At 41.5% G+C, this 24296-nt stretch carries 30 protein-coding genes and 1 pseudogene; 23 read left to right on the top strand and 8 right to left on the bottom strand.

The window, feature by feature from the left end; all coding sequences use genetic code 11:
• Positions 1–19: 19 nt before the first annotated feature.
• The 7 genes and pseudogenes from CXL14_RS14305 to CXL14_RS14275 all read left to right on the top strand — a co-directional run bounded on the left by CXL14_RS14305 (position 20) and on the right by CXL14_RS14275 (position 5380).
• Positions 20–775: an N-acetyltransferase gene (locus tag CXL14_RS14305; protein ID WP_014417998.1), complete on the top strand. Its 756-nt coding sequence runs from the start codon at positions 20–22 to the stop codon at positions 773–775.
• 328 nt (positions 776–1103) lie between these two features.
• Positions 1104–2903 (top strand): T7SS effector LXG polymorphic toxin, encoded by a 1800-nt coding sequence (locus CXL14_RS14300; protein WP_014417999.1) that lies wholly within the window; start codon positions 1104–1106, stop codon positions 2901–2903.
• A 14-nt stretch (positions 2904–2917) separates the two neighbouring features.
• Positions 2918–3376 carry an SMI1/KNR4 family protein gene (locus tag CXL14_RS14295; RefSeq protein ID WP_014418000.1) on the top strand — a complete coding sequence of 153 codons (459 nt, stop codon included), beginning with the start codon at positions 2918–2920 and terminating at the stop codon, positions 3374–3376.
• 55 nt (positions 3377–3431) lie between these two features.
• Positions 3432–3755 (top strand): annotated as a pseudogene (locus CXL14_RS14290) (SMI1/KNR4 family protein); the annotation flags it as partial.
• Positions 3756–4057: 302 nt separating this feature from the next.
• Complete coding sequence (locus tag CXL14_RS20425; RefSeq protein ID WP_223257613.1) at positions 4058–4207, top strand: hypothetical protein; 150 nt, start codon at positions 4058–4060, stop codon at positions 4205–4207.
• Between the two features lie 181 nt (positions 4208–4388).
• The gene (locus tag CXL14_RS14280) at positions 4389–4772 is read left to right on the top strand and encodes a DUF3902 family protein (RefSeq protein ID WP_316249981.1); all 384 of its coding nucleotides are present in this window, start codon (positions 4389–4391) and stop codon (positions 4770–4772) included.
• Between the two features lie 128 nt (positions 4773–4900).
• Complete coding sequence (locus CXL14_RS14275; protein WP_088056489.1) at positions 4901–5380, top strand: DUF4944 domain-containing protein; 480 nt, start codon at positions 4901–4903, stop codon at positions 5378–5380.
• A gap of 46 nt (positions 5381–5426) precedes the next feature.
• Here CXL14_RS14275 and CXL14_RS14270 read toward each other — a convergent pair whose 3' ends face one another.
• Complete coding sequence (locus tag CXL14_RS14270; protein WP_225513857.1) at positions 5427–5663, bottom strand: hypothetical protein; 237 nt, start codon at positions 5661–5663, stop codon at positions 5427–5429.
• 276 nt (positions 5664–5939) lie between these two features.
• Here CXL14_RS14270 and CXL14_RS14260 point away from each other — a divergent pair, with 276 nt between their 5' ends.
• From CXL14_RS14260 to CXL14_RS14250, 3 genes are all read left to right on the top strand, one after another.
• Complete coding sequence (locus CXL14_RS14260; protein ID WP_101287852.1) at positions 5940–6560, top strand: DUF3885 domain-containing protein; 621 nt, start codon at positions 5940–5942, stop codon at positions 6558–6560.
• Between the two features lie 225 nt (positions 6561–6785).
• Positions 6786–7859 carry an LLM class flavin-dependent oxidoreductase gene (locus CXL14_RS14255; RefSeq protein WP_014418008.1) on the top strand — a complete coding sequence of 358 codons (1074 nt, stop codon included), beginning with the start codon at positions 6786–6788 and terminating at the stop codon, positions 7857–7859.
• 213 nt (positions 7860–8072) lie between these two features.
• Positions 8073–8693, top strand: a complete 621-nt coding sequence (locus CXL14_RS14250) for a lytic polysaccharide monooxygenase auxiliary activity family 9 protein (protein ID WP_003154023.1) — start codon at positions 8073–8075, stop codon at positions 8691–8693.
• Between the two features lie 164 nt (positions 8694–8857).
• Here CXL14_RS14250 and CXL14_RS14245 read toward each other — a convergent pair whose 3' ends face one another.
• Positions 8858–8956, bottom strand: coding sequence for a YjcZ family sporulation protein (locus CXL14_RS14245; RefSeq protein WP_003154022.1), 99 nt, complete (start codon positions 8954–8956; stop codon positions 8858–8860).
• A gap of 140 nt (positions 8957–9096) precedes the next feature.
• Between CXL14_RS14245 and CXL14_RS14240 the strand changes: the two genes are divergently transcribed.
• Positions 9097–9636 carry a GNAT family N-acetyltransferase gene (locus tag CXL14_RS14240; protein ID WP_014418009.1) on the top strand — a complete coding sequence of 180 codons (540 nt, stop codon included), beginning with the start codon at positions 9097–9099 and terminating at the stop codon, positions 9634–9636.
• Positions 9637–9992: 356 nt separating this feature from the next.
• Here the strand turns inward: CXL14_RS14240 and CXL14_RS14235 are convergent, their stop codons facing one another.
• The 3 genes from CXL14_RS14235 to CXL14_RS14230 all read right to left on the bottom strand — a co-directional run bounded on the left by CXL14_RS14235 (position 9993) and on the right by CXL14_RS14230 (position 13562).
• Positions 9993–10529, bottom strand: coding sequence for a hypothetical protein (locus CXL14_RS14235; protein ID WP_007410338.1), 537 nt, complete (start codon positions 10527–10529; stop codon positions 9993–9995).
• A 285-nt stretch (positions 10530–10814) separates the two neighbouring features.
• Complete coding sequence (locus tag CXL14_RS20220) at positions 10815–10976, bottom strand: hypothetical protein (protein ID WP_162147386.1); 162 nt, start codon at positions 10974–10976, stop codon at positions 10815–10817.
• A 168-nt stretch (positions 10977–11144) separates the two neighbouring features.
• A complete protein-coding gene (locus tag CXL14_RS14230) occupies positions 11145–13562 on the bottom strand; it encodes a peptidase G2 autoproteolytic cleavage domain-containing protein (RefSeq protein ID WP_014418011.1) in 2418 nt (805 codons plus the stop codon).
• A gap of 379 nt (positions 13563–13941) precedes the next feature.
• Here CXL14_RS14230 and CXL14_RS14220 point away from each other — a divergent pair, with 379 nt between their 5' ends.
• The 4 genes from CXL14_RS14220 to CXL14_RS14210 all read left to right on the top strand — a co-directional run bounded on the left by CXL14_RS14220 (position 13942) and on the right by CXL14_RS14210 (position 16580).
• Positions 13942–14376 (top strand): dUTP diphosphatase, encoded by a 435-nt coding sequence (locus CXL14_RS14220; RefSeq protein WP_003154017.1) that lies wholly within the window; start codon positions 13942–13944, stop codon positions 14374–14376.
• Between the two features lie 307 nt (positions 14377–14683).
• Positions 14684–15508 carry a poly-gamma-glutamate hydrolase family protein gene (locus CXL14_RS14215; RefSeq protein ID WP_014418012.1) on the top strand — a complete coding sequence of 275 codons (825 nt, stop codon included), beginning with the start codon at positions 14684–14686 and terminating at the stop codon, positions 15506–15508.
• Positions 15509–15613: 105 nt separating this feature from the next.
• Complete coding sequence (locus tag CXL14_RS20215) at positions 15614–15763, top strand: hypothetical protein (protein WP_014418013.1); 150 nt, start codon at positions 15614–15616, stop codon at positions 15761–15763.
• Entirely contained in the window at positions 15750–16580 is an 831-nt protein-coding gene (locus CXL14_RS14210; RefSeq protein WP_014418014.1) for a prohibitin family protein, read from the top strand. The genes CXL14_RS20215 and CXL14_RS14210 overlap by 14 nt, the downstream gene beginning before the upstream one ends.
• A 27-nt stretch (positions 16581–16607) precedes the next feature.
• Here CXL14_RS14210 and CXL14_RS14205 read toward each other — a convergent pair whose 3' ends face one another.
• Positions 16608–17057, bottom strand: coding sequence for a YndM family protein (locus tag CXL14_RS14205; RefSeq protein WP_014418015.1), 450 nt, complete (start codon positions 17055–17057; stop codon positions 16608–16610).
• Positions 17058–17210: 153 nt separating this feature from the next.
• Here CXL14_RS14205 and CXL14_RS14200 point away from each other — a divergent pair, with 153 nt between their 5' ends.
• Complete coding sequence (locus CXL14_RS14200) at positions 17211–17639, top strand: hypothetical protein (RefSeq protein ID WP_014418016.1); 429 nt, start codon at positions 17211–17213, stop codon at positions 17637–17639.
• Positions 17640–17977: 338 nt separating this feature from the next.
• On the opposite strand, the gene lexA is transcribed toward CXL14_RS14200, so the two are convergent.
• The gene (lexA, locus tag CXL14_RS14195) at positions 17978–18598 is read right to left on the bottom strand and encodes a transcriptional repressor LexA (protein ID WP_088056487.1); all 621 of its coding nucleotides are present in this window, start codon (positions 18596–18598) and stop codon (positions 17978–17980) included.
• A 156-nt stretch (positions 18599–18754) separates the two neighbouring features.
• Between lexA and yneA the strand changes: the two genes are divergently transcribed.
• The 6 genes from yneA (at position 18755) to CXL14_RS14165 (ending at position 23106) form a co-directional block, all read left to right on the top strand.
• Positions 18755–19066 (top strand): cell division suppressor protein YneA, encoded by a 312-nt coding sequence (yneA, locus tag CXL14_RS14190; protein WP_003154001.1) that lies wholly within the window; start codon positions 18755–18757, stop codon positions 19064–19066.
• Positions 19067–19081: 15 nt separating this feature from the next.
• A complete protein-coding gene (locus CXL14_RS14185) occupies positions 19082–19732 on the top strand; it encodes a YneB family resolvase-like protein (protein WP_021493418.1) in 651 nt (216 codons plus the stop codon).
• Between the two features lie 68 nt (positions 19733–19800).
• Complete coding sequence (locus CXL14_RS14180; RefSeq protein ID WP_003153997.1) at positions 19801–20034, top strand: DUF896 domain-containing protein; 234 nt, start codon at positions 19801–19803, stop codon at positions 20032–20034.
• A 166-nt stretch (positions 20035–20200) separates the two neighbouring features.
• On the top strand, positions 20201–22204 hold the full coding sequence (gene tkt / locus CXL14_RS14175) for a transketolase (protein WP_014418018.1): 2004 nt from the start codon (positions 20201–20203) through the stop codon (positions 22202–22204).
• Positions 22205–22355: 151 nt separating this feature from the next.
• Complete coding sequence (gene sirA / locus CXL14_RS14170; protein WP_014418019.1) at positions 22356–22802, top strand: sporulation inhibitor of replication protein SirA; 447 nt, start codon at positions 22356–22358, stop codon at positions 22800–22802.
• An 85-nt stretch (positions 22803–22887) separates the two neighbouring features.
• Positions 22888–23106 (top strand): YneF family protein, encoded by a 219-nt coding sequence (locus CXL14_RS14165; RefSeq protein ID WP_003153994.1) that lies wholly within the window; start codon positions 22888–22890, stop codon positions 23104–23106.
• Positions 23107–23179: 73 nt separating this feature from the next.
• Here the strand turns inward: CXL14_RS14165 and CXL14_RS14160 are convergent, their stop codons facing one another.
• The gene (locus CXL14_RS14160) at positions 23180–23353 is read right to left on the bottom strand and encodes an aspartyl-phosphate phosphatase Spo0E family protein (protein ID WP_012117647.1); all 174 of its coding nucleotides are present in this window, start codon (positions 23351–23353) and stop codon (positions 23180–23182) included.
• A 201-nt stretch (positions 23354–23554) separates the two neighbouring features.
• Here CXL14_RS14160 and CXL14_RS14155 point away from each other — a divergent pair, with 201 nt between their 5' ends.
• The gene (locus CXL14_RS14155) at positions 23555–24262 is read left to right on the top strand and encodes a cytochrome c biogenesis protein CcdA (RefSeq protein ID WP_088056486.1); all 708 of its coding nucleotides are present in this window, start codon (positions 23555–23557) and stop codon (positions 24260–24262) included.
• Positions 24263–24296 lie beyond the last annotated feature (34 nt).

Here is a 24296-nt window from a genome sequence, read left to right as displayed (position 1 = left end):
AGAAAGCGGGTGAGGAAAAATGGAATACATTGAGTTGACTAGGGACAATATTGATGACAATCATATTTGCTGTGCATTAGGTACGAAACAATATGAGGATGCGGTAAATGAAAAGAAGAGCTGGCTCAAAGATCGAATGATTGATGGCTTGGTGTTCTATCGCCTAAACAAACGGGCAAAAGTTTTTATTGAATATTTACCTGCAGAAGAAGCATGGGTTCCGGTAAGCGCACCTAATTTTATGTTTATTAATTGTCTTTGGGTCTCAGGTAAATATAAGAATAACGGACATGCGAAACACTTGTTAGAAAAATGTGTGTCAGATGCAAAATCCCGAGGTATGGATGGGATAGTTCATATAGTGGGGAAGAAAAAACTCCCTTATTTAAGTGATAAGCATTTCTTCGAGCATATGGGATTTGCTGTGCAAGATGAAGCAGAACCCTATTTTCAGTTGGTGTCACTGACGTGGAATGAACATGCACATCCTCCTGTATTTAAAAAACAGGTGAAAAGTAATTCCGTTAATGATAAGGGAATCACAATATTTTATACAGCTCAATGCCCATTTGCAGTCGGATTGTTAAAGGATTTAAAGGAACTGATTGAAAAGAAAGGACTTCATTTTCAGGCCCGGCGAATAACGTCAAAAGATATGGCGCAAAAATCCCCGGCAGTTTGGACGACTTTCAGCGTGTTTTATAATGGGACATTTCTCACTCATGAGATGATGAGCGTGAATAAGTTTGAAAAAATACTCAATGGCTTAATTTAAACTATCTTAAGACTAACTTCGAGGGAAATGAATTCTGTAATGACCTTTACTGCGCTGTTAGCTGTTTTTGGCATAAATAATATTGGGTTGTCACATATGAAGGAATCTAGGTGTACTCGTTATCTCACTTCCCTGCATTTAAGACTGGGATCCATACTCTTTATAACCATCAGCCGATGCATTTTCCGCGATTTGACTTGCGGGAGAAAACATCAGTTTGATGGTTATTTTTATGAACGGAGAAAGTTCAACGCAACAAAAAAGAAGTTCTTCAGGCATTATATCCTATGGTAAAATTTAGACAGAAAGAAGCGGAAAGGAGACGTAAATGAAAGTATTTGAAGCAGCCTCGTTCATTTCAGCCGCAGAAAAGCGGGCTAAACAATACGATCAGATTAGAGAACAATTTATTAATCTCAGAAAAGCGTTTCAGGAAATGGCTGACTTAGACGACAGTGAGTTTTCAGGCAAAGGCGCCGACAATATCAAAGCCTTTTTCCAAGACCACGCCAGCGTCACGGACAGCTGGCTTGATCTGATCGATATGAAGATTGCGTTTCTTAACAGTATTTCAGGAAAAGTAGCTGATGCCGGATTGGCCGATTCGTTTGTGGAAGAGTCATTTTTAGAACATGAGTTGATACATGCGAAGAATACATCACAAGCTATCATGCAGGAGCAGCGCAATGAAATGAAAGGTATCCTTGATGAAATCAGTGATATCATTCATCTTGATGTTTTCTCTACAGAAGATGTCGATCAAAAGCTGGATTCAGCAGACAAAAAACGGGATAAGACCATACATAAACTCGGAAAGCTTGATCACGATCTAACGAAAGAATACGCAGAAACCGAGGCAAATGAACATTTCATTCAGGCAGATTTTCAGCAGCTCCAAAATGCTACAGGCAAAGGGAAAAATGTAACACCACTTCACTATAACGCCAAGGCGTACAGAGAAAGTGACATACATAAGAAAAAAGGCGAGATTGCAAGACACTCAGACACATATTTAACGTTTAAGAAGGAAGAAGCGAAAGAGCGGGAAATCAAGGATCTAAAGAAAAAGCTGGCTGACGGTGTGACCGATCCGGATGAATACTTGGAAATTGCGAAGAAGATCGGTTACGAGAATCTTGAACCTTCCCAGCAGCAATATGTGATCCAGCTTGAACAAGCAAAACAGATGGAAGAAGCCGGAGAAGTGACTTGGGATATTTTAAAAGGAGCCGGCGTTGGTTTATATGATGTCGGGAAAGACACGGTGACCGGTCTATGGGACTTCATAACCGATCCGGGGGAAACGCTGTCAGCACTGGGGAATGCAGTACTTCATCCTGTTAAAACATATGATGCTGTTAAAGCGGCAATTGAAGAGTCGTATCAAAAGGATATGGTGAACGGAGATGCTTACTCCAGATCAAGATGGGTGACATATGCGGTCGGTTCAGTGGCTGTGGCTGTCGTCGGAACGAAAGGCGCAGGAGCCGTTAACAAAGCTGATGCGGCGGGGAAGGTCATAAACAAGGCAGGACAGGCAGGGAAGAAAATTAAAGACGTTAAACTTCCAGATCTGCTTCCTTATAACTCTAAGTATGATCTTGCTCTGACAGGTGACGTGCCATACAATGTAGTAAATGGTGAAAACCTTAAGAAAGAACTTTTGACTAATGCAAAGAAATTGGATGAAAGCAGAAAGCCATTTACTGGTCAGAAAGTAAATGTCCCTTGGTTAAATAAAGAGAAGTATGAGGCCTATGAAATAGACGGCAAAGTAAAAACAAAAGGGAAAATTAGAGATGTAAGCCGTAGGGTATATACAATGAAAGATATTGATCTTAATCAAAAAAATCGTAAAGGCTTTACGAATCTTCAACTGATGAAAAATGGTAATGCTCCGTTTGCTAAAGATGGCACGCAAATAAATTTACATCACTTAATTCAAGAAGAGCCTGGTACTATGCTGGAGATACCTGAAAGCTGGCATAATAAGTACAGTGATGTTTTGCATGGATTAAAAGGGAATGGACAGAGTTTTAGAAATGATCCTGTGCTTGATAAACAATATAAAAGTTTCAGAAGAAGGTATTGGAGATGGAGAGCTCAGCAATTTGAGAATCAAGAATAAGAGGTGAAAGTTTAATGGATTATTCGAAAATAAAAACTTTCTTTGATGAAAATAAAGAAAATTCTATTCTCACGGGAGGAGTCACTGAGGAGCGGATTAGAGAAATAGAAGAGGATCTCAATGTAACCCTTCCAGACAGCTATAAGTGGTTTTTAACTGAGTATGGTTCAGGGGGAGCATATGGAACAATGATACTCGGATATGACTCTCACGGTGCTGAAGTTGTCGAGCAGACCAATGAATATAAAAAATATTATAACCTTTCCGATGGTCTTGTAGTGATCGAATATGTAGATGAATTTTCTTATTGTCTTGACACTAACAAGATGATAGATGGAGAATGCCCAGTCATTCTTTGGGATAACCAAGAGGGATATGGTAAACAAGTTGGTAGTACATTCCTTGAGTTTTTAATAGAAGAACTTGAAGAAGCGAAAGACGACTGGATCGATGACGAGGACTGGGACGATTAAAACTAAAAAGAAGGTCTATAACTTGTTTTTCCATAGCATATCAAGGAGTATTAAAATGAGCTTCACAAAGATCGAACAAAAGTTGAAAGAGTTTACGATTGATGCTAGCACAGATCCTAGCATTAATACAAATGAACAACTCAAAGAGCTTGAAATGAACATAGGAAATCAATTACCTTCCGACTATAAGGATTTTTTGAAGGGATATGGAGGCTGTTATTTAGATAGTAAAAAAACAACAGATGAAGTTGAGTATGACGTTTGCTACAAACCATTAGAGAAAGATCCTTGGATGGGCAAGGAAGATGATACACAATTATTAGAGAACTTCTATGGTTTAGCTAACGATCATAACAGTCTCCAAGAAGCAATCAATACTTAAGTTCCATTTATATGTCGTTAAAAACAATATACAGTTACCAAAACGAAAAGAACCTTGTTAGAGACAGGTTCTTTTTGTATTTGAGTTGAATTTATCAATAGAATTACCGATAAATAACGTGAGAAATAATACCAGGTAGTTACAGAATTGAAAAATGCTTAGGTGTGTAATACTTGCACTAGCTGTCACTTTGATACAGAAGCTGCTGAAGCTTCAGTCTTCAGATTCTTCCGTTACATCTTAAAGGCCCCTTTATGGGCTCAAATTCAACCGTCATTAAAGCCAAAGGCGGAAGGAATTTGTTATACAAAGGTGAAGCAAACATATACAAATATGATGCTATACTTGGGCAAAACAGGGTAGTGATAGACATTGAAATTACAATGAACGAACTTCCTTCAAATGAGATTCAAGTTGAAGGACTTGGAAAAAATGAAAATCATTTATAGTAACGTTGTAAAATTTGAGAGAGGGTGAATGCTATGGAAGGTCTAAATAACTCTTACAATTGAGAAATCAAGCAATTCACGCTTATAAAACATCTATTTAATTTTAAATCGGCGTTTCAGGTGAACTTTATATCATTTCTGTTTTAGTAAACATATTTAAAAACGAAATAAGAATTAAAATATGCAGACAAAGCGGCTAAGCATATCGCATAAAGGTGTTATCAGATGTATGACCGTGCCTAAAAATAAAACTTATGAAGAAAGGAACTCTAACTTGAAATCAAATTTAGTTTCGTTTCTATTAGCATTGTCAGGATTTATATTCAGTATTTATATGCAGTCAATGGCTTACTGGAGCAATGACTCTATGTTGTGGTATTGGGTCGGTGCGGTTTTGTCGTATCTATTTGCTGCAGGATCAGTGGTTACTCTGATTCTTAACAAAAACAAAGACTCAATTCTAACAATAAGTTGTCTCTTTTTAATGATTGTAACCGTTATGCTTATTTTAGTCACAACTTTTTGGACGACTTTTATCATTATTGCATGGCAATCTGGGATGTGAGGCTAAGGGGAATATGATCTTCTTAGTATTTTTTTATTCCTGGGATTAGAATCCCTTTTTATTATTCTTTCAAATTAAATGTAACAATTCTAATATTCATACGTTCTAAATGATAAAGGCGGGATGTCATGAAAAAACGTAAAGTCATTAAAACATTGCTGGTTATTATCACTGTTCTCATAATAGCAGCCGGATGTGCACTGTTTTCTTTAATTTCAGGAGAAAAAGTTAAATATATCGGCTGTAGCCAAAGCAAGACGTGGGAAGCGTCAATCGAAAAATCAGGCAAGACCTCTATCGGCCCTAACTATTTCTTGAATTTGTATTACAGAGGTAATAAAGTGAATGAAAAGAACACGGTGATTAAGAGATTAACATTATTTGTTGACGGCCGGAAATATGGTGAATATAAAGACTATCATCTTTCAGAATACACCGGAGAGAAATTAGAAGGCGGCGGAACGGGAGAAGACCATATTCAGACGTTTGAATATATGCCGGAAAATGAAGTGATCGGTCATGAAATCACTGTTGAAGCAGTATGGAAAACCGATCATGAGTCCTATTCAGAAAAATTCAACCTGAAAAGAACGCATTGGTATGACTGAAAGAATAAAAAGAGGGCGGTATAACCCTCTTTTTGACGCGGAGCCTTTATTTTTGTTTGTTTTTCCTCGATTTGCTGAAGTCGATAAAAGAGGCATTGGAGCCGATAAAATTACTTACTAAGACATACATAAAGAAACCATTAAAAGCTCCCTGCCGGCGTCCGTTAAAAAGAATGGATAATGAGATAAGCAATACAGCCGTAAGCAAGTCTGCAGCCAGACTTATTTTACGGTGAGACCGGAAATATTCTCTTAATCTTCTGATGTTGTTCAAAGCGGACACCTCTTGATGCTTATGTATAAGAAAATAATACCATTGAAATATATGTAATATCAATGAATAAGGTTGGAAACGGAGGGGTTCAAAGTTGGGGCGATCTTGTGTAAAAGAAAGGATCAGGATGAATGTGACCAGCATCCACCCTGATCAATGGGGTTCACAGTGTTCTATTTCATTGTATTCCAATCGGAATAATATTACAAGGGTGAAAAAGAAAAAAGCGGAATGTTCTCGGCTCCTTCTGCTTCTGGAGCGGGAAACGGAAAGTGAGATGTTTGTATGAAAATAAATGATTATCTGAAGGAAAGGTTTCCGACTTTAAAATTAGTGCCCGGCATTTATCATCAATGGGACGTTGGAATTCATTTTTCTCTCGGCGGCAATATGTATCAATTTAATGAAAGCGGTGCTTTGAATCTTGAGTATTTTCAGCTTGTTCATCATCAAACCGCCGCACTTTTCAATGAGCTGTTTGAACATAGCGATGACATGTTCCTTGTTGCCAACGTGTATAAGCACAAATCTCAAGGTAATCACGCGAGAAAATTAAAGGTTTATCAGCCGTTTCTGAAGTGTAAGGATGATTTATATCGGATTCAAGTGAAGACCTGTCAATGCCCGGTCGAAGAAGAATATGAAATGCAGCAGTTTTCTTTATTATGTAAACGGAAAGATCTGCGTATCCCCCAATTACTTAAGGCAGCCGTCCACGAAGATTTTCCGCTGAAGCCAAGGTTCGGGGGCTGTTCCGTTGGATATCCTGATGTTTTCTTTGTGAATATGACAAAAGATATTATTTTCTTTCTGTATGATGACAGAGGGTGTGAAGTCATTGCTCTTGATGCCGGAAGAATACGAAAGCTTTATGATCAATATTACGATTGGATTGAATTGGACTGAAAATGAACACATGAATTCGAATCCGCTTGTGCCGGCTTTGTTCTTGCCTAGTCCGGCTGCATGAGTGTAATGGGCTGAATTGAAGGGCGCCGGAAACTTTTTTTCCTCTCATACCGACCTTCTGCATGTTAAGCTTCTGTATTTATTTTGAACGAATTCCTATTTGTAAAACGGCTGAATAGAATAACATAAAAGCTTTTTTACACAGTGCAGGAGGAGAGAAATGTGAGGGCTGAACACCGTGATTGTATGGAAATTGGAATTTATTCATTTGCAGAATTATATCCCGATCCTCTGACAGGGAAAACAGTCAGCGCAAAGCAGCGGATAGATGAATTGATGAAGCTGGCGAAATTGGCTGACGACGCAGGGCTTGATGTATTCGGTGTAGGCGAGCATCATCGTCTTGATTATGCGGTATCTTCGCCGCCGGCCATCTTATCAGCGATTTCACAGATCACCGAAAATATTAAGCTGACCAGTGCCACGACTGTTTTATCCACCGCAGATCCCGTCCGTTTATTTGAGGATTTTGCAACGCTTGATCTGATTTCAGACGGCCGGGCGGAAATCATTGCGGGACGGGGCGCATTTTTAGACTCGTTTCCTCTTTTCGGTTATGACGTAGGCCATTATAAAGAACTGTTTGAAGAACACATTGACCTTTTTTTAAAATTAAATTCCGGGGAAGAATCGGTTACCTGGAAAGGACGTTATCGGCCGCCGCTGCGAGAGGCAGAAATTTCTCCTCGGCCTTTTCGCGGAAGCATTCCGCTATGGTTAGGTGTTTCGGGGACTCCGGAAAGCGCAGAACGGGCCGGGCGTGCAGGTGCGGGTTTGGCATTAGCTGTACTGAGCGGTGATCCGGTGTCATCTAAGCCGCTTGTTGACAAATACCGGGAAGCGGCTTCTAAAGCCGGTCATCCTCCGGAAAATGTGAAGGTTGCCGTAACCGGACATATGTTCATTTCAAAAACGAATGAACAGGCAATACAAGAATTTTACCCGTACCATTCAAATTACTGGTCTCATGTTCATTCATATCACGGGATCGATGAGCCTTTAACGAAGGAAGATTTTGAACGGGCGTCCGGAAAAGAAACTGCTTTATTTGTGGGAAGCTCACAGCAGATCATTGAAAAAATCATGCATCAATACGAGTTATTCGGACATCAGCGATTTCTCGCGCAAATCGATATAGGAGGTATGCCGTTTAAAAAAGCCGCGGAAAACATCGAACGATTAGCAGCGGAAGTAGCACCGGTTATCCGAAAAGAAACCGGCAAATCCAGCGAATGAAGTTCTGAGCAAAAGGGGCGGGCCGGTTTTTGGCAATCGCGGATTCGACAACAGAATCGGCCCGGCTTTTTCTTTATGATTATAAAAAACAAAGGGGAAAGCGCGAACCTCATTGCTTTTTCCTATCAAGAAAAGGAAGGTCATTTCATCCTCCATCGTGAAGTGTATATACCGAAAGGTTTTTATTAACAAAAGAGGGAGGATGATGAAGTAATGAAGGGTTTAGTCAAAGCTGCAGTTTTAACTGTTACTCTTGGTATTGGAGGCGCTTTCTATTCAAGTGATGCATCTGCGCACGGGTATATAAAAGAGCCCGTCAGCAGAGCGTACATGGGGGCATTAGAGAAACAAACATTGGGCTGGACGGCCGCTGCGCAGAAATATGGCTCCGTCATTGATAATCCTCAGTCTGTAGAAGGGCCAAAAGGGTTTCCGGCTGCAGGTCCGCCGGATGGAAGAATTGCGTCTGCAAATGGGGGATCAGGACAAATTGACTTCGGTTTAGACAAGCAGACTGCAGATTATTGGGTAAAACAAAACATCCGCGGCGGTTTTAACACCTTTACTTGGTACTACACGGCCCCTCATGCGACATCAAAGTGGCACTATTATATCACCAAGAAAAACTGGAATCCGAATAAACCTTTGTCAAGAGATGAATTCGAATTAATCGGAACGGTAAACCACGACGGTTCCAAGGCAGATACGAATTTGACTCATAAGATTTTTGTGCCGACTGATCGAAGCGGGTATCATGTCATTTTAGGGGTATGGGACGTTGCGGATACTTCCAATGCCTTCTATAACGTCATCGATGTAAACCTTACACAATAATCTATGAATTACTGATCGGCTGCATGTTGATACATCGGCCGATCTTTTTAGTTTTTATGTGTGAATGAAAAGGGGAAAAACAGCAGAGCGCCATAAACATTTCATTTATGGCGCCGTACGATCATGGAGGTGCTGCTGACATGGATGCGGAGGTAAGAGGATTCTTAATAACCGCCGAGGAAAGAAGCCCCAACGATGATTAATAAAATGAATAGCACCACGATTAACGCAAAGGAGCTACCATAACCACCTGAGAATCCCATATAATCTCACCTCCTAAAGAGGATTAATACATATTATGCCGAAATGAAAAGTTTGATAGGGATGCTAGTTTACTTTTTGAAAAAAGGGTTTTAGTCTGCATATATTTTCTTCTCGCATTTCTTTTAAAGGGGGACCGTAAATGCTTCCTGTAATAGAAACGGACAGACTTATTCTTAGAGAAGTTGAAAAGAAAGATACAAAGCAAATATTTGCTTGTTTTTCAAATACAAATGTAACACGCTATTATGGTTTGGAACCTTTTGATTCAATGGAACAGGCTGAAAAAATGATTGGCTGGTTTAAAGATCAATATCATGATAAAAAGGGAATGCGATGGGGAATCGAGAGGAAAGATGCGAAGGGAATAATCGGAACTATTGGTTTTAACTCTTGGGTGCCCAAGCATAAGCGGGCGGAGATCGGTTATGAGATTCATCCGAATTATTGGAGGAATGGCTATGCTTTTGAGGCGTTGGAGAATGTTCTTTCTTTTGGGTTTGAAAAGCTTGGGCTGCATCGTATAGGCGCTGTTGTTTTCATTGAGAATGCAGCGTCTCATCAATTACTGATAAAGGCGGGGTTTCAATCTGAAGGAATTTTGAGAAGATATATGTATCAAAACGGACTGCTCCATGATACACGTGTATATTCTATACTGAATGAGATCGTTAACGAATAAATTGAAAATTCGTCGTTTTGTCAGGTGTTCTGTGGTTTAAAAAAGCCGGTGAAGGCTTATTGCAGAACTTTAAAATTGATTAGAAGCCATAAAGCATTCTTTCCGCTGCGCTTTCTGCAGACGGAGTTTGATTGAAAGAAACGATTCCGATAATCACTAACAAGATGATGAACACCAATATGCTCCACAACATTATTTTTAAAGACTTTGACATGGCATACCCTCACTTTGAAAGACTTTACCGGGGCTGCGATCGGAGCCCGCACTTCAAGTATAGTCGTTATAACGGTGAAAAATGTGCAGTATCCCGTTATCAAAATAAAAACTTGCGGGCGCTGCCGCAAGTTTTCTCCGTATTAAGGTCTGTGGAATTCAATATGCTGATTATCACGATCGAACCACCCTCTGAATGCCCAATTGATCCAGCCCCCGTCCCCTTTGTTATCGAAGGACCCGTCTTCGAAGACCCAGATTCCGTAAGTAATGCCGTCATAAACGGCTGATCCGTAAAACTGAACGCCGTTAAAGCGGTCTTCATATTCTTGATTTAAATTGAACACCATGACGTTGTACTTCTGTCCTGATGCGTAAAATGTTGTTTCCATAACATTTTTTACCCAGCCGGTTCGGTTTTGATCTGACTTAACCGCTTCAGCAATGCGATCTGAGATTCCGAGAACATCTACGTTTACGTTCAGCCCGGCATCAACACCTGCTGCTTTTACGTTTTGGTCTGCTGTTTGGGATAATTTACTTTCTAACGGATTTGCAACAGGTGAAACGTGAGGCGCGTTTGCGTGTTCAGACTGACTGGCTGCTGAGGCACTGGCTGTGAAAGGAATTGTTAGAGATAAAGCTAAGCATGATCCGACTATCGTTCTGGCGATTTTCATGGCTATGACCTCCTGAGGAAATTTTTAAAAATTGTTGCAAATTCATGGTATCGCAGAAAAATTGACCAAGCAAAGAGTAGATTTTCTCAAAAGTCATGTCATTCTATTTGTGTTGTTTTCTGTAAATGAAAACCTTTTAATTAGGCGAAAAGGGAAGAAAATAATAGAGTCTTTTTATGTATTGTGATAGGATGACCTGATTTTGGGTGAAAATAGCCCGAAGAAACGCCATAATAAGAAAAACACCCGGAGTTTACCGGATGTAAAAAGTGTTGATATGTCAAGTTAGCAGCATTTTTTACATTTTTTGCATTTTCTTTTATAAACAACGATGTAATCATAATCAAGATGCTTTTTATCTTGTTTCTTCTTTTTTTGTTTAGGCTGCTTTGGGTGGTGATCATAATGTCCGTTCATATCCATACCCATATCCATACCCATATCCATACTCATATTCCTCCTTTTTTCATCTGACGGTAGTATTCTATGACAGAAAGCATGGATGGCTTGGACAAATGAAACGGTATGCTGAAAAAGAGGCATCTCATTCGGTATAAAAAACAAGATCATACCCGCCCGATAGAAAAGAGAGGAGATGATCCTGATATTGAGTCCCTATTTGATAACCGCAATTGCAATGCCGTACCCTTTTTCAGAACTGTACAAGGCCGTCAGTTTCAATACCTTCCAGCCTTCCGCGGCTTTAGTCCCGATTCCGTTATGGGCCGTGATATAATCTCCCGGGCTGACCGTACCGTCGACCCGTACGTAATGCCGGCCGTTGAGTCCGACAATGTGCCATTCGTCTCTGGCCGCGCGTGCTTCATAGTCAGCTTCAAGAGCCGGACTGCAGTCTGGGTTTTGTTTCGGCACGCGTACCGTTTCTCCTGTTTCTTCGTCAGTCACATTTTCGTATATGAAACCGCCGAACTCGTTTGTCAAAAAGCGGCTTTGCCATCCGAAGCTTGCCGCTCCTGAGATAAAAGCGGCTGTTTCTGAAATGACGCCGAGCATGTAATCTCCGACGTGAGCCGATTCAATTTTTTCGCCTTTCACTGTGACGATCGTCCCGGCGGGAATTGTCTGGCCGGTTACACTTTCAAAATATTCTCCGTACCCTGACAGGGAAGAGGTGACAGCTCCGGCGAACGTACCGTGGCCGCCCGCTGAATCCAGTTTCCATTTGATGGACTGATGCCCTCCGGCAACCGTGTATGGTTCTTCCAATGTAATGCTTTCTGATGACAGAATCGTTCTGGAGACTTTGCTGCCCGTAATATGGACATTGTTTGAAGCGGCGATAAATGCCCTTGAACCTTCAGAACTTGAACCTCCGGAAGAGCTGATGATCGCATTTCTGTCACCTCTGGCCGTAATATCGCCTGTTCCCGCAATAACGGCGCTTGTCGGGTTGAATGCAAAACCGGAGCTGGTCGCGAGCTGTGCGCCTCCCTTTAAATTGACGGGGATCTGCTCATAAGTCTGTCCTTTTATAGATGCGGCCGCGCTGTAACCTTCCGCTTGCACCCCGAGAATGACGGCCTGACTGTTAGGGGACGTAATTCCGACGGAACCGCCGTCTCCGATCATCGTACCGTTCATAATATTTACGTTATATTGGCCTCCGCCGATTGAGATGCCTTTAGGAGAAGACTTGTATATATCAAAATTTGAAATTTTAACATAATCGGTTTTATTTGATCCGCCGGATATATTGATGTCAACACCGGCTTGTGTAAAGCCGCGTATTTTAATGCCGTTAATCGTAATATTTTGACTGCGGTATTGAAGAGCCACGACTGGATTCCCGCCATAGTCGTATGAGGGATCACCAATAGCTGTGAATCCGTTTACATTAACGTTTTTATAGGCAGAGATGACCAGCGCCCTCGGGGTCACACCGTCATAGAGAGCATTGAATACCGGTTCAATCGCGGTGCAATCGGTTAAAGTAACATCATAAGCCGTCGTGCTTTCGGGGTCTGAGGCCTGATGATGGCCGATATGACGAATATCAAATGAACGTACATCACGATACGAAACATGACCGATAATATGAACATTTTGAGAAGCCGGCCACAGGCTGTGCGCCTTTACCTCAATCCCGCGGATATTTCCGCTCGTATAGTTATTTAAAAGCCATACATGTTTAGAGCCGTCGTCAATTTCAATGCCGTTCGAGTTTGCGCTGCCCTCAGCATGCTCTGTGCCGCGGGGGTTTCCGGAATGGCAGTTGGAAATGAAAATATACTCGCTGTAATGGGTGGTAATGCCGTCGTCTCCGGCGCCGTATGCCACACAGTTATCAATCCATATATATCGGCAGCCGTCTTTCGTCCATTCTGTTTCAGGCAAATGATCGTAAGTCGGAGATGTAATATCAATACCATGGAGACCCGCGTTAACCGTTTCAACATTCTTAATCCAGCCGTATTGCACATTAGCAAACGTTAAACAGCTGGAAAACTGTCCTCCGGGGTTCCTGACCCCGCATTGACGATCAGGATTCCAGTCTAAAGTCATGTTCTGGACAAAAATATTACGGTTTCCATTATCGTAATCATCGTTAGTAATGACCCATTCGTATGCGGGAGTGTCCTCATGAAGCTTAAGCACGGTAATCCCTTGTCCCTCACCGGAAATGGTAGTCCATGAGGGGAGTTTTATCCCTTGAACCAAAAATTCTCCTGCGGGGACATTTACTTTGACCCGGCCGTTCCCGATCGCTCTCCGAAAGGCTTCCGTATTGTCCCGGCCGTCAGGGACCGCTCCGTAGTCCTCCACATTCACTTCCCGGGTGATTTTATTCATAAGCATTTCGTATTCTGTATCAAGCCGTTCTTTTAAAAGTGAGGTGACCATTCCTTCCGCCGTCACCCGGGCATCTGCGATCTCAAGATTATCATCCGTTGCGGAATGCTTAATAAAATTCTGCATCCTTGCTTTGAGATGCTCCAATTCAGAGGGCTGTGCAGGGCGAGACTGCAATGGGGCGTTTAAAGACGGATCAGGAAAGTTTTTAAATTGAACCATTCTAAAGACACCTCTTTCTTTTGATATAAGCGCCTGAGGCAGGGGACAGAAAAGAGTCGCGCACCCTTTAAGCGCTTATTCTTCAAATTCTTTATTCAGAACGAAATTCCTTTTGAAACCAAGGTGAAATTTTAAAAAAGCTCTGTTGAAAGAACGGATATAAAGCTTTGCATTATTATAATTGAAGCTGTCATGTGAAAATGGAGGAAAAAACTGATAGGAAGGGCCCTCATTTTAGGTTTATTCTCATTGACTTCGCTGTGCTTCCTCTTCGGCTGCAAATACACCAAAATCAACATTCTTATCAGTTAAATGGTATAATGGGGCACGGATTGGTCATCAATACGACTGAAATAGGGAAGCAAAAGGAGCAGCGAACATGACTTTACAAATCAAAATTAAATATTCAGATGATACGCAAACGAGAATCAGTAAAATTGAACAGGGCGATTGGATTGATCTGCGGGCAGCTGAAGATATCACAATCAAAAAAGGTGAATTCAAACTTATCCCGCTTGGAGTTGCGATGGAACTGCCGGAAGGATATGAGGCCCATGTCGTTCCGCGTTCAAGTACATATAAGCATTTCGGTATCATTCAGACAAATTCAATGGGAGTCATTGATGAATCATATAAAGGCGACAATGACTTCTGGTTTTTTCCTGCATTCGCGCTTCGGGATACCGACATTTCCAAGGGGGAGCGGATCTGCCAATTCAGAATCATGAAGAAAATGCCTGAAGTGGAGCTGATCGAAGTAGACAAGCTCGGGAACAATGACCGCGGCGGACTGGGATCAACAGGCACGAAATAAAACGAAAAAAGACTGCTTAACAGCAGTCTTTTTTTATGGAAACAGCAGTTACATTCAATTTGTTTCGGGATTCTTGAATTGGGAAATCATACGTCACGTTCGAATTTGACTTCGAAATAAGCGGCCGCTCCGTAACCGTCTATGCCAAGAGCAAATATTTAAGCCTTCCGTCTCTTTGAACAGAAAGACTTTTTTAGGTTAAAGGATAGAAGTTGTTTTGATGTTTTTATTCTTCAAGATGAACGGAGGTTTTGTCCAACGTATATAATATTGTGACAAAAGTGTAAACAAAAGAAAGGATGATGTTATGGCAAAAAGGGTTAGAAGAGTAGACCGTAAAGCAGCTGGCAAAGAGGCAGAGCAGAAGAAACCGTCCAAAGTCACCCTGTTCTGCCGTTCGCTTCAAAGGCTGAAGCATTTGTATTGTAACATAAACATACAAATGCCATCAATAACCAAAAAAGGAATTTTAGTTTTGATTTTACCGTTTTTGCTCCTGCCGTTCTTTCAGGCTAATGCCGCTTCAGATATTTACGGCAGTTTCGAGGAATTAAAGCTGAATGAAAATCCTTCCGATTTTTCCATTTCAACGCGAGAACATAACCCTTCTGTCCTCATATTAGCTATACACGGCGGAGGCATAGAGCCGGGGACCAGTGAGTTAGCCAGAGAAATTGCCGAAAACCGGAGTTTATATTTATTTGAAGGGTTAAAATCAGCCGGTAATGCGGCTCTGCATTTGACAAGTTCGCATTTCGATGAACCTAAGGCCGTGCAAATGGTGAAAGAGCACTCTAATGTCATTTCATTGCACGGTTACGGCAGTGATGATAAAAAGATAAAAATCGGCGGTACAGACAGAGAACGGGCCGAACTTTTGACCGATGTGCTGAAACGGCACGGGTATCCTGCCGTTCTTCTCGGCATAAATGATAAATATGCAGGCGTCAGTCCGAACAACCTTGCCAATCAATCTTCATCCGGATTGAGTATTCAAATCGAAATGAGCACCGGCTTCAGAAAATCACTATTTGACACTTTTACGCTGAAAAGCAGAGCATCCACACAAAACGGGACCTTTTATCAATTCACAAAAACGATTTCTGATTTTATCAGTGACAATTATGAATAAGCACGCCTATTTTGTCGGCGGGGCTTTTTCTTTTGAAATTTATGAAACTTTAAGTTCTTAAGATCGTATACATAATTGACAGGATGAAAGAAAAGAGGTGGGCAAATGAAAGTGATGATCGGGTCTATCATTCTTCTTGTCATCATCGGATTCGGTTTATGGCTGATGCTTAGTCCAATCTTTAAACAAGTGGGAAGCAGAGCCAAAAAATTCAAAAAGTCATGGGAGGAAGAAGATCAGCATGAGCGAAAATAAGCGCGGAAACACAAAAAAAATTCTCGGCGGTGTGATTATAGGTGCAGCCCTTTTAATTGCGGGCGTTACAGCGTCACTATTCATTGAAAAAATACCGAACGGTTATGTCGGGGTTGTATACTCACCGAATGGCGGGGTAAAATCCGACACATTGGACCAAGGCTGGCACTTAGTCGGTTTATTTAATAAAGTAACGGAATATCCGGTGCGTATGCAGACAGTGAATAATGAAAATATAAAAGTGGCAACCTCAGACGGTAAAAATATAGAAATGGATATCGCTTACAACTATGTCGTGCAGCCTGATAAAGTAGTCGATCTGTTTAACAAATTCGGCGCGGTAAACGTTGAAACGATTGAAAATACATATTTAAAAACAAGGCTGTGGGATGCGGCGCGAAAATCAATCAGCAAATACTCGGTTATTGACACATACGGGCAAAAATCTGCAGAAGCCGCTGCCGATGTTCAAAAGAGATTTGCTGATGATATGAAGAGTCTTGGATTTTTAATTGATGATCTCACGCTTGGCGTACCGAAGCCGGATAAAGCCACACAGGAAGCTATCGATGCAAGGGTGAAGTCTTCACAGGAACTTGAACGGACACAAACTGAAATTAAAATAGCCGAAGCCGAAGCGAAAAAGAAAAAAATTGAAGCGGAAGGGATCGCTGATTACAACCAAATCATAAAGAAATCAATGTCCGATGAAATGATTAAATATAAATGGATTGAAAAATGGGACGGAAAAACGCCGAAAGCGACAGGCACAGACTCGCTGCTGCAGCTGCCGCTGGACGATCAGAAGCAAAAATAAAAAGAGAAGGAGGCGATTGCCTCCTTTTTATGTTTTTTCCTGAGGGTCTTTTTCCGGCACTAATTCTTCAGACGCCTCGGTTTGATAGCTCCATAGCGTGCTATCCGCCTCTGTTGTGTCCTGATAATCTTCGGGAAGTACATATTGCTGCAAATACCGGTGAAAAAATGCCTCAAAAACAGAAATGCCAAGTGCAGAGATAACCGATGCCGCGGCAGGAGAGACATTAAATCCGCCAATGTTCATAAGGAATATCCATAATATAATGAATGAAATTCCGAAATCAGCTGCAACGGCTGTGAAATTGCTTGTTCTCGGCAGAATCATGCAATCACCCGCAAAATAAGTGATTAAACTTAAGATCACTGTAATAAACAGAACGTTTAAAAAGGTTACTTGGTACATAAGATCCAGAACAATGTACAGTAAAGCAAGTGTGAGCGCCGTTTTAGAAGCGAAAGCAATTACGTGTTTCATTTGAACCACCTTCGTTATTTCGTTTAGTCTTCATTGTAAGCAATCCGCAAATTTTTAAACTGGTATATAGTGGTTATAAAGTATACGTTTTAATAAAATGTGAATAGACATCACAGGATTCACAAGTTAAAATATGTAAAAAGGGGGATGCAAATGAAAAAATACTGGATTTGTATTGCTGTTTTTTTATTATGTTTTAGCGGAATACACTCAGCTAAAGCGGCTACCACTGAATTCGGATCAAAAACAAGCTTCACTTTGGAGGGAAATGCAAAAGAGTTTCATATTGAAAATCCTGGGGCTGTAGCTGCCGACGATTACTTTTTAGGATATAAGTTCACCATCATGAACAACTCTTCGTGCGGTTTAAGCATGAAACTCCAGCGGATGGCGCTGAACGGAAATTTTTATACATTAAGTTCTAAAAACTACAGCGGCAGCTGGTTAAACCTCAGTGCCCAGGATAAAAAATCAATTGATCCGTATCACAAATACAGAATTCTGGTTGAAAGTTCTTCAAACGTCTGTGGCCCCGCCTATATTAAAGGGTTATACGGTGTAGAATATTATCATTTTGATTGAAAATAGATACTCGCTAAAGGCAGCGGGTTTTTTTATATTTAAATATAACCTATTGTACTATGTACTAAATATTCATATATAAATTTTGATCGCCCGCCCAAAAGAAAAGATAGACAAAAACAAATTCATCACGCACAAATATACAAAGTTGAAAAATGGATGAAAAGTTTCTTTAGGGAAACATTATTAGTTGACTTCAAAAGTGTGATGTCGGATAATAAGAATGTAAGTTTTTCCTCCTTAGCAGATTCGTTTCTTAAGCCAGGGCGAATCTGCTTTTTTTATGCAAAAAAACCCCTCTGTAAGGGGTTTTTTACGATAAATGAAGTTTAATAGAATTAATGTACGGCTCTGAATACGCCGATAACTTTCCCCAAAATGCTTACGTTTTGCAGGATAATCGGCTCCATCGTCGGATTTTCCGGCTGCAGCCGCACATAATTGTCTTCTTTATAGAAGCGCTTAACCGTCGCTTCATCATCTTCGGTCATAGCTACGACGATTTCTCCGTTATTGGCCGTGTTCTGCTGTTTGACGATGACGTAATCTTTGTCAAAAATGCCGGCGTCAATCATACTTTCTCCCATGATTTCTAACATAAAGACATGTTCGCCCGGAGGAACCATCCGGTTAGGAAGCGGAAAATACTCGTCGATATTTTCAACAGCCGTAATCGGAATACCCGCCGTCACTTTCCCGATGACCGGAACGTTTACGACCTGGCTTTTCGGAATTTGGACTTCTTCTTCATCCAATACCTCAATCGCTCTCGGTTTAGTAGGGTCCCGTCTGATCAGGCCTTTTGTCTCCAGCCGCGCCAAATGGCCGTGCACGGTTGAACTGGAAGCCAGTCCTACTGCTTCTCCTATCTCTCTTACAGAAGGCGGATATCCTTTCGTTTTTACCTCTTCTTTAATAAAACGCAGGATATCAAGCTGCCTTTTTGATAGCTTCGTCATATTTCGCACCTCAAAACGTCGATTTTAAGTAGATTATAGCATGATTTTCCTGACAGTACAAACATAGGTTCGAAAAAAACGATTGACAGAAACGTTTGTTCGTATATACTGAAAGGTATAAAAAGCGAACAAACATTCTTATTGGAGGTTGTTTACATGGCGAAAGAATCTATCATATTTGTCGGACTGTTTACTGCGATTTTAAGTGCCGCTATTTTACTTGTCTCATGTGCGGGAAATGATCAGTCCCTCAGCCAATATGTTAAAATAAAGGTTCAGGACGGCGATACACTCTGGTCACTTGCGGATCATGTAGCAGAAAAGAAACACATTAATAAAGAAGATTTCATTGAGTGGGTGACGGAGAATAACCATCTCCAAACTGCTGATATAAAGCCCGGAGACGAACTTATTCTTCCGGTTAAGAAGAAGCATCCGGCCGTATATCAGCTGGCCATTGTCAATTAGAGAGGAAAGAGAGAAATGAAGGCGCTCATTTATGCCCGCGTAAGCACAAACAAAGAACAGCAGCAAACGTCATTAAAAAGACAGGAAGAGGAGCTCAGTGAGATCGCTGCTGCAAACGGCATGGAAGTCGTGAAAGTCATTTCTGAGAAAGCCAGCGGTTACGAAATGGACCGCGACGGAGTATTTGAAATGCTTGATGAAATTAAAAAATCACATATTGACGCGATATTGGTGCAGGACGAAACGAGATTGGGAAGAGGAAACGCCAAGATTGCGCTTTTGCATTGCATTTACAGGGAGAACGTAAAGATATATACGACGGCTCATAAAGGTGAACTGGAGCTTTCCGAAGCTGATACGATGGTACTTGAAATCGTCAGTATTGTTGAGGAATATCAAAGGAAAATTCACAATATGAAAATCCGGCGGGGAATGAAAAGAGCCGTGAAAAACGGTTACAAACCTGAACGGAATCTGAAAAACAGGCATGAAAACAGCGGAAAAGAAAAAAAAGAGGTTCCGGTTTCGGAAATTATCAGGCTGAGAGCCAACAAGCTTACCTTTGCAGAAATCGCAGCGACCTTAAGAGGATTCGGCTATGATGTGTCCAAAGCCACGGTTCACCGGCGGTTTCAGGAATATACCGCAGACACAGAAGGCAGCTGACGCGCATCAGTTGTAAAAAAGACTGCGTTTTAGTAGTATATAATCAACACGCACCAAAGGAGCTTATTATGATTTCTAAAGAAAAAATCGCAAGAATTAACGAATTGGCTCAAAAAGCTAAATCAAACACAATAACGGATGAGGAAAAAGCTGAACAGCAAAAGCTTCGCCAGGAATATTTGAAAGGATTCCGCTCCTCAATGAAAAATACGTTAAAGAGCGTAAAAGTGATTGATCCGGAAGGCAACGATGTCACCCCTGAAAAATTAAAAAGAGAACAACAGAAAAATAATCTTCATTAAACAGAAAGAATACGGCAATACGTATTCTTTTTTCGTATATACTAATATCAGGATGTGCTTTACGACAATTTTCAACAAGTTTATCTCAAATTTAAGCTGAAAGAGTTGAGAAAAAGTCAGCATCGCTTTATGATGAAAAGGTACAACAATAAGGAAGGGGATTATAATGGATACAATTGAAAAGAAATCAGTTGCCACCATTCGTACACTATCTATAGACGCAATTGAAAAAGCGAATTCCGGACATCCGGGCATGCCGATGGGAGCCGCTCCGATGGCATATACATTGTGGACGAAATTTATGAATGTAAATCCGCAGAATCCGGGCTGGTTTAACCGCGACCGCTTTGTTTTATCAGCAGGCCACGGTTCAATGCTTTTATACAGCATGCTGCATTTAAGCGGATATGACCTCAGCATTGAAGACTTGAAACAGTTCCGTCAATGGGGAAGCAAAACACCGGGACATCCGGAGTTCGGGCACACAGCCGGAGTAGACGCTACGACCGGACCGCTTGGACAGGGTATTGCAATGGCAGTGGGAATGGCAATTGCAGAACGCCATCTGGCTGAGACATATAACCGTGATTCATTCAACGTAGTTGATCATTATACATACAGTATTTGCGGAGACGGCGATTTAATGGAAGGCATTTCTTCCGAAGCAGCTTCTCTTGCAGGCCATCTTGAATTAGGCCGTCTGATCGTATTATACGATTCTAATGACATTTCCTTAGACGGCGATTTAGACCGTTCTTTCTCTGAAAATGTAAAGCAGCGTTTTGAAGCAATGAACTGGGAAGTTCTTTATGTTGAGGACGGAAACAACATCGCTGAATTGACGGCTGCAATTGAAAAAGCGCGCCAGAATGATAAAAAACCGACATTGATCGAAGTGAAAACGACAATCGGTTTCGGTTCTCCAAACCGCGCGGGCACATCCGGCGTTCACGGCGCTCCGTTAGGACAAGAAGAGAGCAAGCTGACAAAAGAAGCGTATGCTTGGACGTTTGAAGAAGATTTTTATGTTCCGGAAGAAGTATACGGGCATTTCAATCAAGCTGTAAAAGAAGCCGGCTCGAAAAAAGAACAGGAATGGAATGAACTGTTCGCGGCTTATAAAGAAAAATATCCTGAGCTTGCTGAACAGCTGTCACTCGGCATGAAAGGCGAGCTTCCTAAAGACTGGGATCAGGAAGTTCCCGTTTATGAAAAAGGCAGCAGCCTTGCTTCCCGTGCATCTTCAGGTGAGGTGCTGAACGGGATCGCCAAGAAAATTCCTTTCTTTGTCGGGGGATCTGCTGACCTTGCGGGTTCAAATAAAACGACAATCAAAAATGGAGGAGACTTCACGGCAAAAGACTACGCCGGGAAAAACTTCTGGTTCGGTGTCCGTGAATTTGCGATGGGCGCTGCATTAAACGGAATGGCGCTTCACGGCGGCCTCCGCGTATTCGGCGGCACATTCTTTGTGTTCTCTGATTATTTAAGACCTGCCATTCGTCTGGCGTCATTGATGGGTCTTCCCGTCACTTATGTATTCACACATGACAGTATTGCCGTAGGAGAGGACGGGCCGACTCACGAACCGATTGAGCAGCTTGCTTCTTTACGCGCACTTCCTAACCTTTCTGTGATCAGACCTGCTGACGGAAATGAAACCGCAGCTGCATGGAAGGTTGCCGTTCAAAGCCAAGATCATCCGACAGCTCTTGTATTGACACGCCAAAACCTGCCGACGATTGATCAGCAGGCTGAAGAAGCGTATGCGGGCGTGGATAAAGGGGCTTATATCGTTTCCAAAGCCCAAACAGAATCACCGGCCGCTCTTCTTTTAGCGACAGGTTCTGAAGTCGGACTTGCGATCGAAGCTCAAGCGAAACTGGCTGAAGAAAACATTCACGTATCTGTAGTCAGCATGCCGAGCTGGGACCGCTTTGAAAAACAATCGGCCGAGTACAAAAACAGCGTGCTTCCTCCGAATGTGACGAAACGTCTTGCGATCGAAATGGGTTCAAGCTTCGGATGGGGCAAATTTACCGGTCTTGAAGGAGACGTTCTCGCAATTGACCGTTTCGGTGCTTCAGCTCCGGGAGAAACAATTATGAAAGAATACGGGTTTACTGCAGAAAACGTGGTTGACCGCGTGAAAAAACTTTTAAACAAATAACGAGACAAAAGAGGATGAGTCAAATCGTCCTCTTTTTCCTGTTTATGCGACAAAAATAGAAGGGGCGGCGCAACAGTAATAGACAATTCTTTCTTTTCTCCTTTTGTATAATAGAAAGCAATAACGAAGCGCTGTAAAAGGGGATGAGGAAATGGAACGTCATTACTATACGCACCTGATAAAGGATGAGTTTGCGAACCACTACTTCGGGCGGGAAACGGCTATGTTTGAGTTGTTTCGAGACTATCATTGGACAGATCTGACACCCCAGGAATATCAAATGACAGAAAAGCAAGTTCAATATATAACGGAACCGATTCCGGTGATACATATGCATCAGCGTCTCCAGCTGCATTTAAACCGAATGAGTTACAGCCGTTTGGATTCCATTTACCGGCTTACACTGCCCGGAGAAAAGGGTTGCGCCACCTTCATGATGAAAGACAGTTTAATTGAGATTGCAGCTTCGGGAGATTATGAGGCGGAAACGATTTTCTTTGAGATTCTGCGTAAAATCAGCCCCTGTTTTCTTGCAATGGATTTCAAGACACGGCGCTACGGGTGGTTAAATCCGGTCAGAGAAAGAAATTTTGTCTAAAAACGAGGAAAAAGAGATGTAAATGTTGTATAATAGCCTTTGGTTTAGTACACTTTAAACTAGACAACATGAAGGAGGAAATAAAATGACTTTATGGGTTGGCATCCTAGTGGGCGTTGTCGCATTGCTCATAGGTGTTGCACTCGGGTTTTTTATTGCTCGTAAATATATGATGAGCTATTTGAAAAAGAATCCGCCTATTAATGAACAAATGTTACGCATGATGATGATGCAAATGGGAATGAAACCTTCTCAAAAGAAAATTAATCAAATGATGAAAGCCATGAATAATCAAGCGAAATAATACGTACAGATTATGATATAGAGATACATGGTTATAAAAATAAAAAACCCGGAGAGGGTTTTTTATTTTGGCGTCATGTTTCACCCCAACTGCCGGTGTGCAGTTCTTTTTGATATTGTATGAGAAGGTGGTCAAGCTCCTGGCTGAGTTCTATCGTAATGTTTGATGTCATTCCGTTTGTCATGACGATTTTAAGCAGCTCTGCCCGTTTTTTTTCAATTTCATTTAATAGATGCTCTCTAATCACAGGGATATATCCTTTCATACATAAATCTTTCACCTGAGTCGCTATTATTATATCCACATTTATACTGTTTTTCAAATAAGAAGGAGTATAATATCTCGATGTCAAATTAAATTATATAAGCTTTTTCTATAAAAAGTAATCCTTCTCGGGAAAGTGTTAAAAAAATGAAATGATTTTGTCATAACTCGAAGGGAGTGTGTCATCGTGAGTTTTAATTACTTTCTGACGTTTGGGGCCGGATTTCTGTCTTTCATTTCTCCATGCTGTCTGCCGTTGTACCCCGCCTTTTTATCTTACATAACTGGTGTCAGTATGGACGAGGTGAAAACAGAAAAGGTGATGCTGCAAAAGCGCGGCCTCGTGCATACACTTTGTTTTTTGCTTGGTTTCTCCGTGATTTTTATCGCATTGGGATATGGAACTTCATTTATCGGCAGTTTTTTCACCCAATATCATGAAGCGATCCGCCAGTTTGGCGCTATCATGCTGATCCTTTTCGGGCTGATTACTGCCGGTGTGTTTCAGCCGAAATTCATGATGAAAGAGCGGCGCATTCACTTTAAGCGCCGTCCGGAGGGGTTTATCGGTTCGGTTCTGATCGGTCTTGCGTTTGCAGCCGGCTGGTCGCCGTGCAGCGGGCCTATTTTAGGAGCCGTGTTTTCGCTGGCAAATACAAATCCTTCTTCAGCAGTGCCGTATATGTTTTTATATGTTCTCGGTTTTGCGATTCCTTTTCTTGTTCTTTCATTTTTTATTACCAGAATGAATTGGATTCGCAAGCATCAGCTGCTTATCATGAAAATCGGCGGCATTCTTATGATTCTGATCGGAGTTATGCTGTTTTTTAACTGGATGAGCTACATTCTGATCGTTCTGTCAAATCTTTTCGGAGGATTTACGGGTCTGTAACGGGTTAATAACTTTTGAACTATTATATACCCTT

The organism is Bacillus sp. SJ-10, assembly GCF_002843505.1.
GTDB classification, from domain to species: domain Bacteria; phylum Bacillota; class Bacilli; order Bacillales; family Bacillaceae; genus Bacillus; species Bacillus velezensis.
Note: the sequence above shows the minus strand (reverse complement) of the source record. Positions and strands in the feature narration are given on the sequence as shown.

Bases quoted from the DNA above. Each gene is read 5' to 3' on its own strand.
- CXL14_RS14305 (WP_014417998.1), top strand. From the start codon at position 20: ATGGAATACATTGAGTTGACTAGGGACAATATTGATGACAATCATATT.
- CXL14_RS14280 (WP_316249981.1), top strand. From the start codon at position 4,389: ATGCAGACAAAGCGGCTAAGCATATCGCATAAAGGTGTTATCAGATGT.
- CXL14_RS20220 (WP_162147386.1), bottom strand. From the start codon at position 10,976: ATGGATATGGGTATGGATATGGGTATGGATATGAACGGACATTATGAT.
- CXL14_RS14295 (WP_014418000.1), top strand. From the start codon at position 2,918: ATGGATTATTCGAAAATAAAAACTTTCTTTGATGAAAATAAAGAAAAT.
- CXL14_RS14240 (WP_014418009.1), top strand. From the start codon at position 9,097: ATGCTTCCTGTAATAGAAACGGACAGACTTATTCTTAGAGAAGTTGAA.
- CXL14_RS14200 (WP_014418016.1), top strand. From the start codon at position 17,211: ATGAAAAAATACTGGATTTGTATTGCTGTTTTTTTATTATGTTTTAGC.
- CXL14_RS14300 (WP_014417999.1), top strand. From the start codon at position 1,104: ATGAAAGTATTTGAAGCAGCCTCGTTCATTTCAGCCGCAGAAAAGCGG.
- CXL14_RS14250 (WP_003154023.1), top strand. From the start codon at position 8,073: ATGAAGGGTTTAGTCAAAGCTGCAGTTTTAACTGTTACTCTTGGTATT.
- CXL14_RS14230 (WP_014418011.1), bottom strand. From the start codon at position 13,562: ATGGTTCAATTTAAAAACTTTCCTGATCCGTCTTTAAACGCCCCATTG.
- tkt (WP_014418018.1), top strand. From the start codon at position 20,201: ATGGATACAATTGAAAAGAAATCAGTTGCCACCATTCGTACACTATCT.
- CXL14_RS14245 (WP_003154022.1), bottom strand. From the start codon at position 8,956: ATGGGATTCTCAGGTGGTTATGGTAGCTCCTTTGCGTTAATCGTGGTG.
- CXL14_RS14210 (WP_014418014.1), top strand. From the start codon at position 15,750: ATGAGCGAAAATAAGCGCGGAAACACAAAAAAAATTCTCGGCGGTGTG.
- CXL14_RS14235 (WP_007410338.1), bottom strand. From the start codon at position 10,529: ATGAAAATCGCCAGAACGATAGTCGGATCATGCTTAGCTTTATCTCTA.
- CXL14_RS14165 (WP_003153994.1), top strand. From the start codon at position 22,888: ATGACTTTATGGGTTGGCATCCTAGTGGGCGTTGTCGCATTGCTCATA.
- lexA (WP_088056487.1), bottom strand. From the start codon at position 18,598: ATGACGAAGCTATCAAAAAGGCAGCTTGATATCCTGCGTTTTATTAAA.
- CXL14_RS14205 (WP_014418015.1), bottom strand. From the start codon at position 17,057: ATGAAACACGTAATTGCTTTCGCTTCTAAAACGGCGCTCACACTTGCT.
- CXL14_RS14220 (WP_003154017.1), top strand. From the start codon at position 13,942: ATGACTTTACAAATCAAAATTAAATATTCAGATGATACGCAAACGAGA.
- yneA (WP_003154001.1), top strand. From the start codon at position 18,755: ATGGCGAAAGAATCTATCATATTTGTCGGACTGTTTACTGCGATTTTA.
- CXL14_RS14180 (WP_003153997.1), top strand. From the start codon at position 19,801: ATGATTTCTAAAGAAAAAATCGCAAGAATTAACGAATTGGCTCAAAAA.
- CXL14_RS14260 (WP_101287852.1), top strand. From the start codon at position 5,940: ATGAAAATAAATGATTATCTGAAGGAAAGGTTTCCGACTTTAAAATTA.
- CXL14_RS14275 (WP_088056489.1), top strand. From the start codon at position 4,901: ATGAAAAAACGTAAAGTCATTAAAACATTGCTGGTTATTATCACTGTT.
- CXL14_RS20215 (WP_014418013.1), top strand. From the start codon at position 15,614: ATGAAAGTGATGATCGGGTCTATCATTCTTCTTGTCATCATCGGATTC.
- sirA (WP_014418019.1), top strand. From the start codon at position 22,356: ATGGAACGTCATTACTATACGCACCTGATAAAGGATGAGTTTGCGAAC.
- CXL14_RS14215 (WP_014418012.1), top strand. From the start codon at position 14,684: ATGGCAAAAAGGGTTAGAAGAGTAGACCGTAAAGCAGCTGGCAAAGAG.
- CXL14_RS14185 (WP_021493418.1), top strand. From the start codon at position 19,082: ATGAAGGCGCTCATTTATGCCCGCGTAAGCACAAACAAAGAACAGCAG.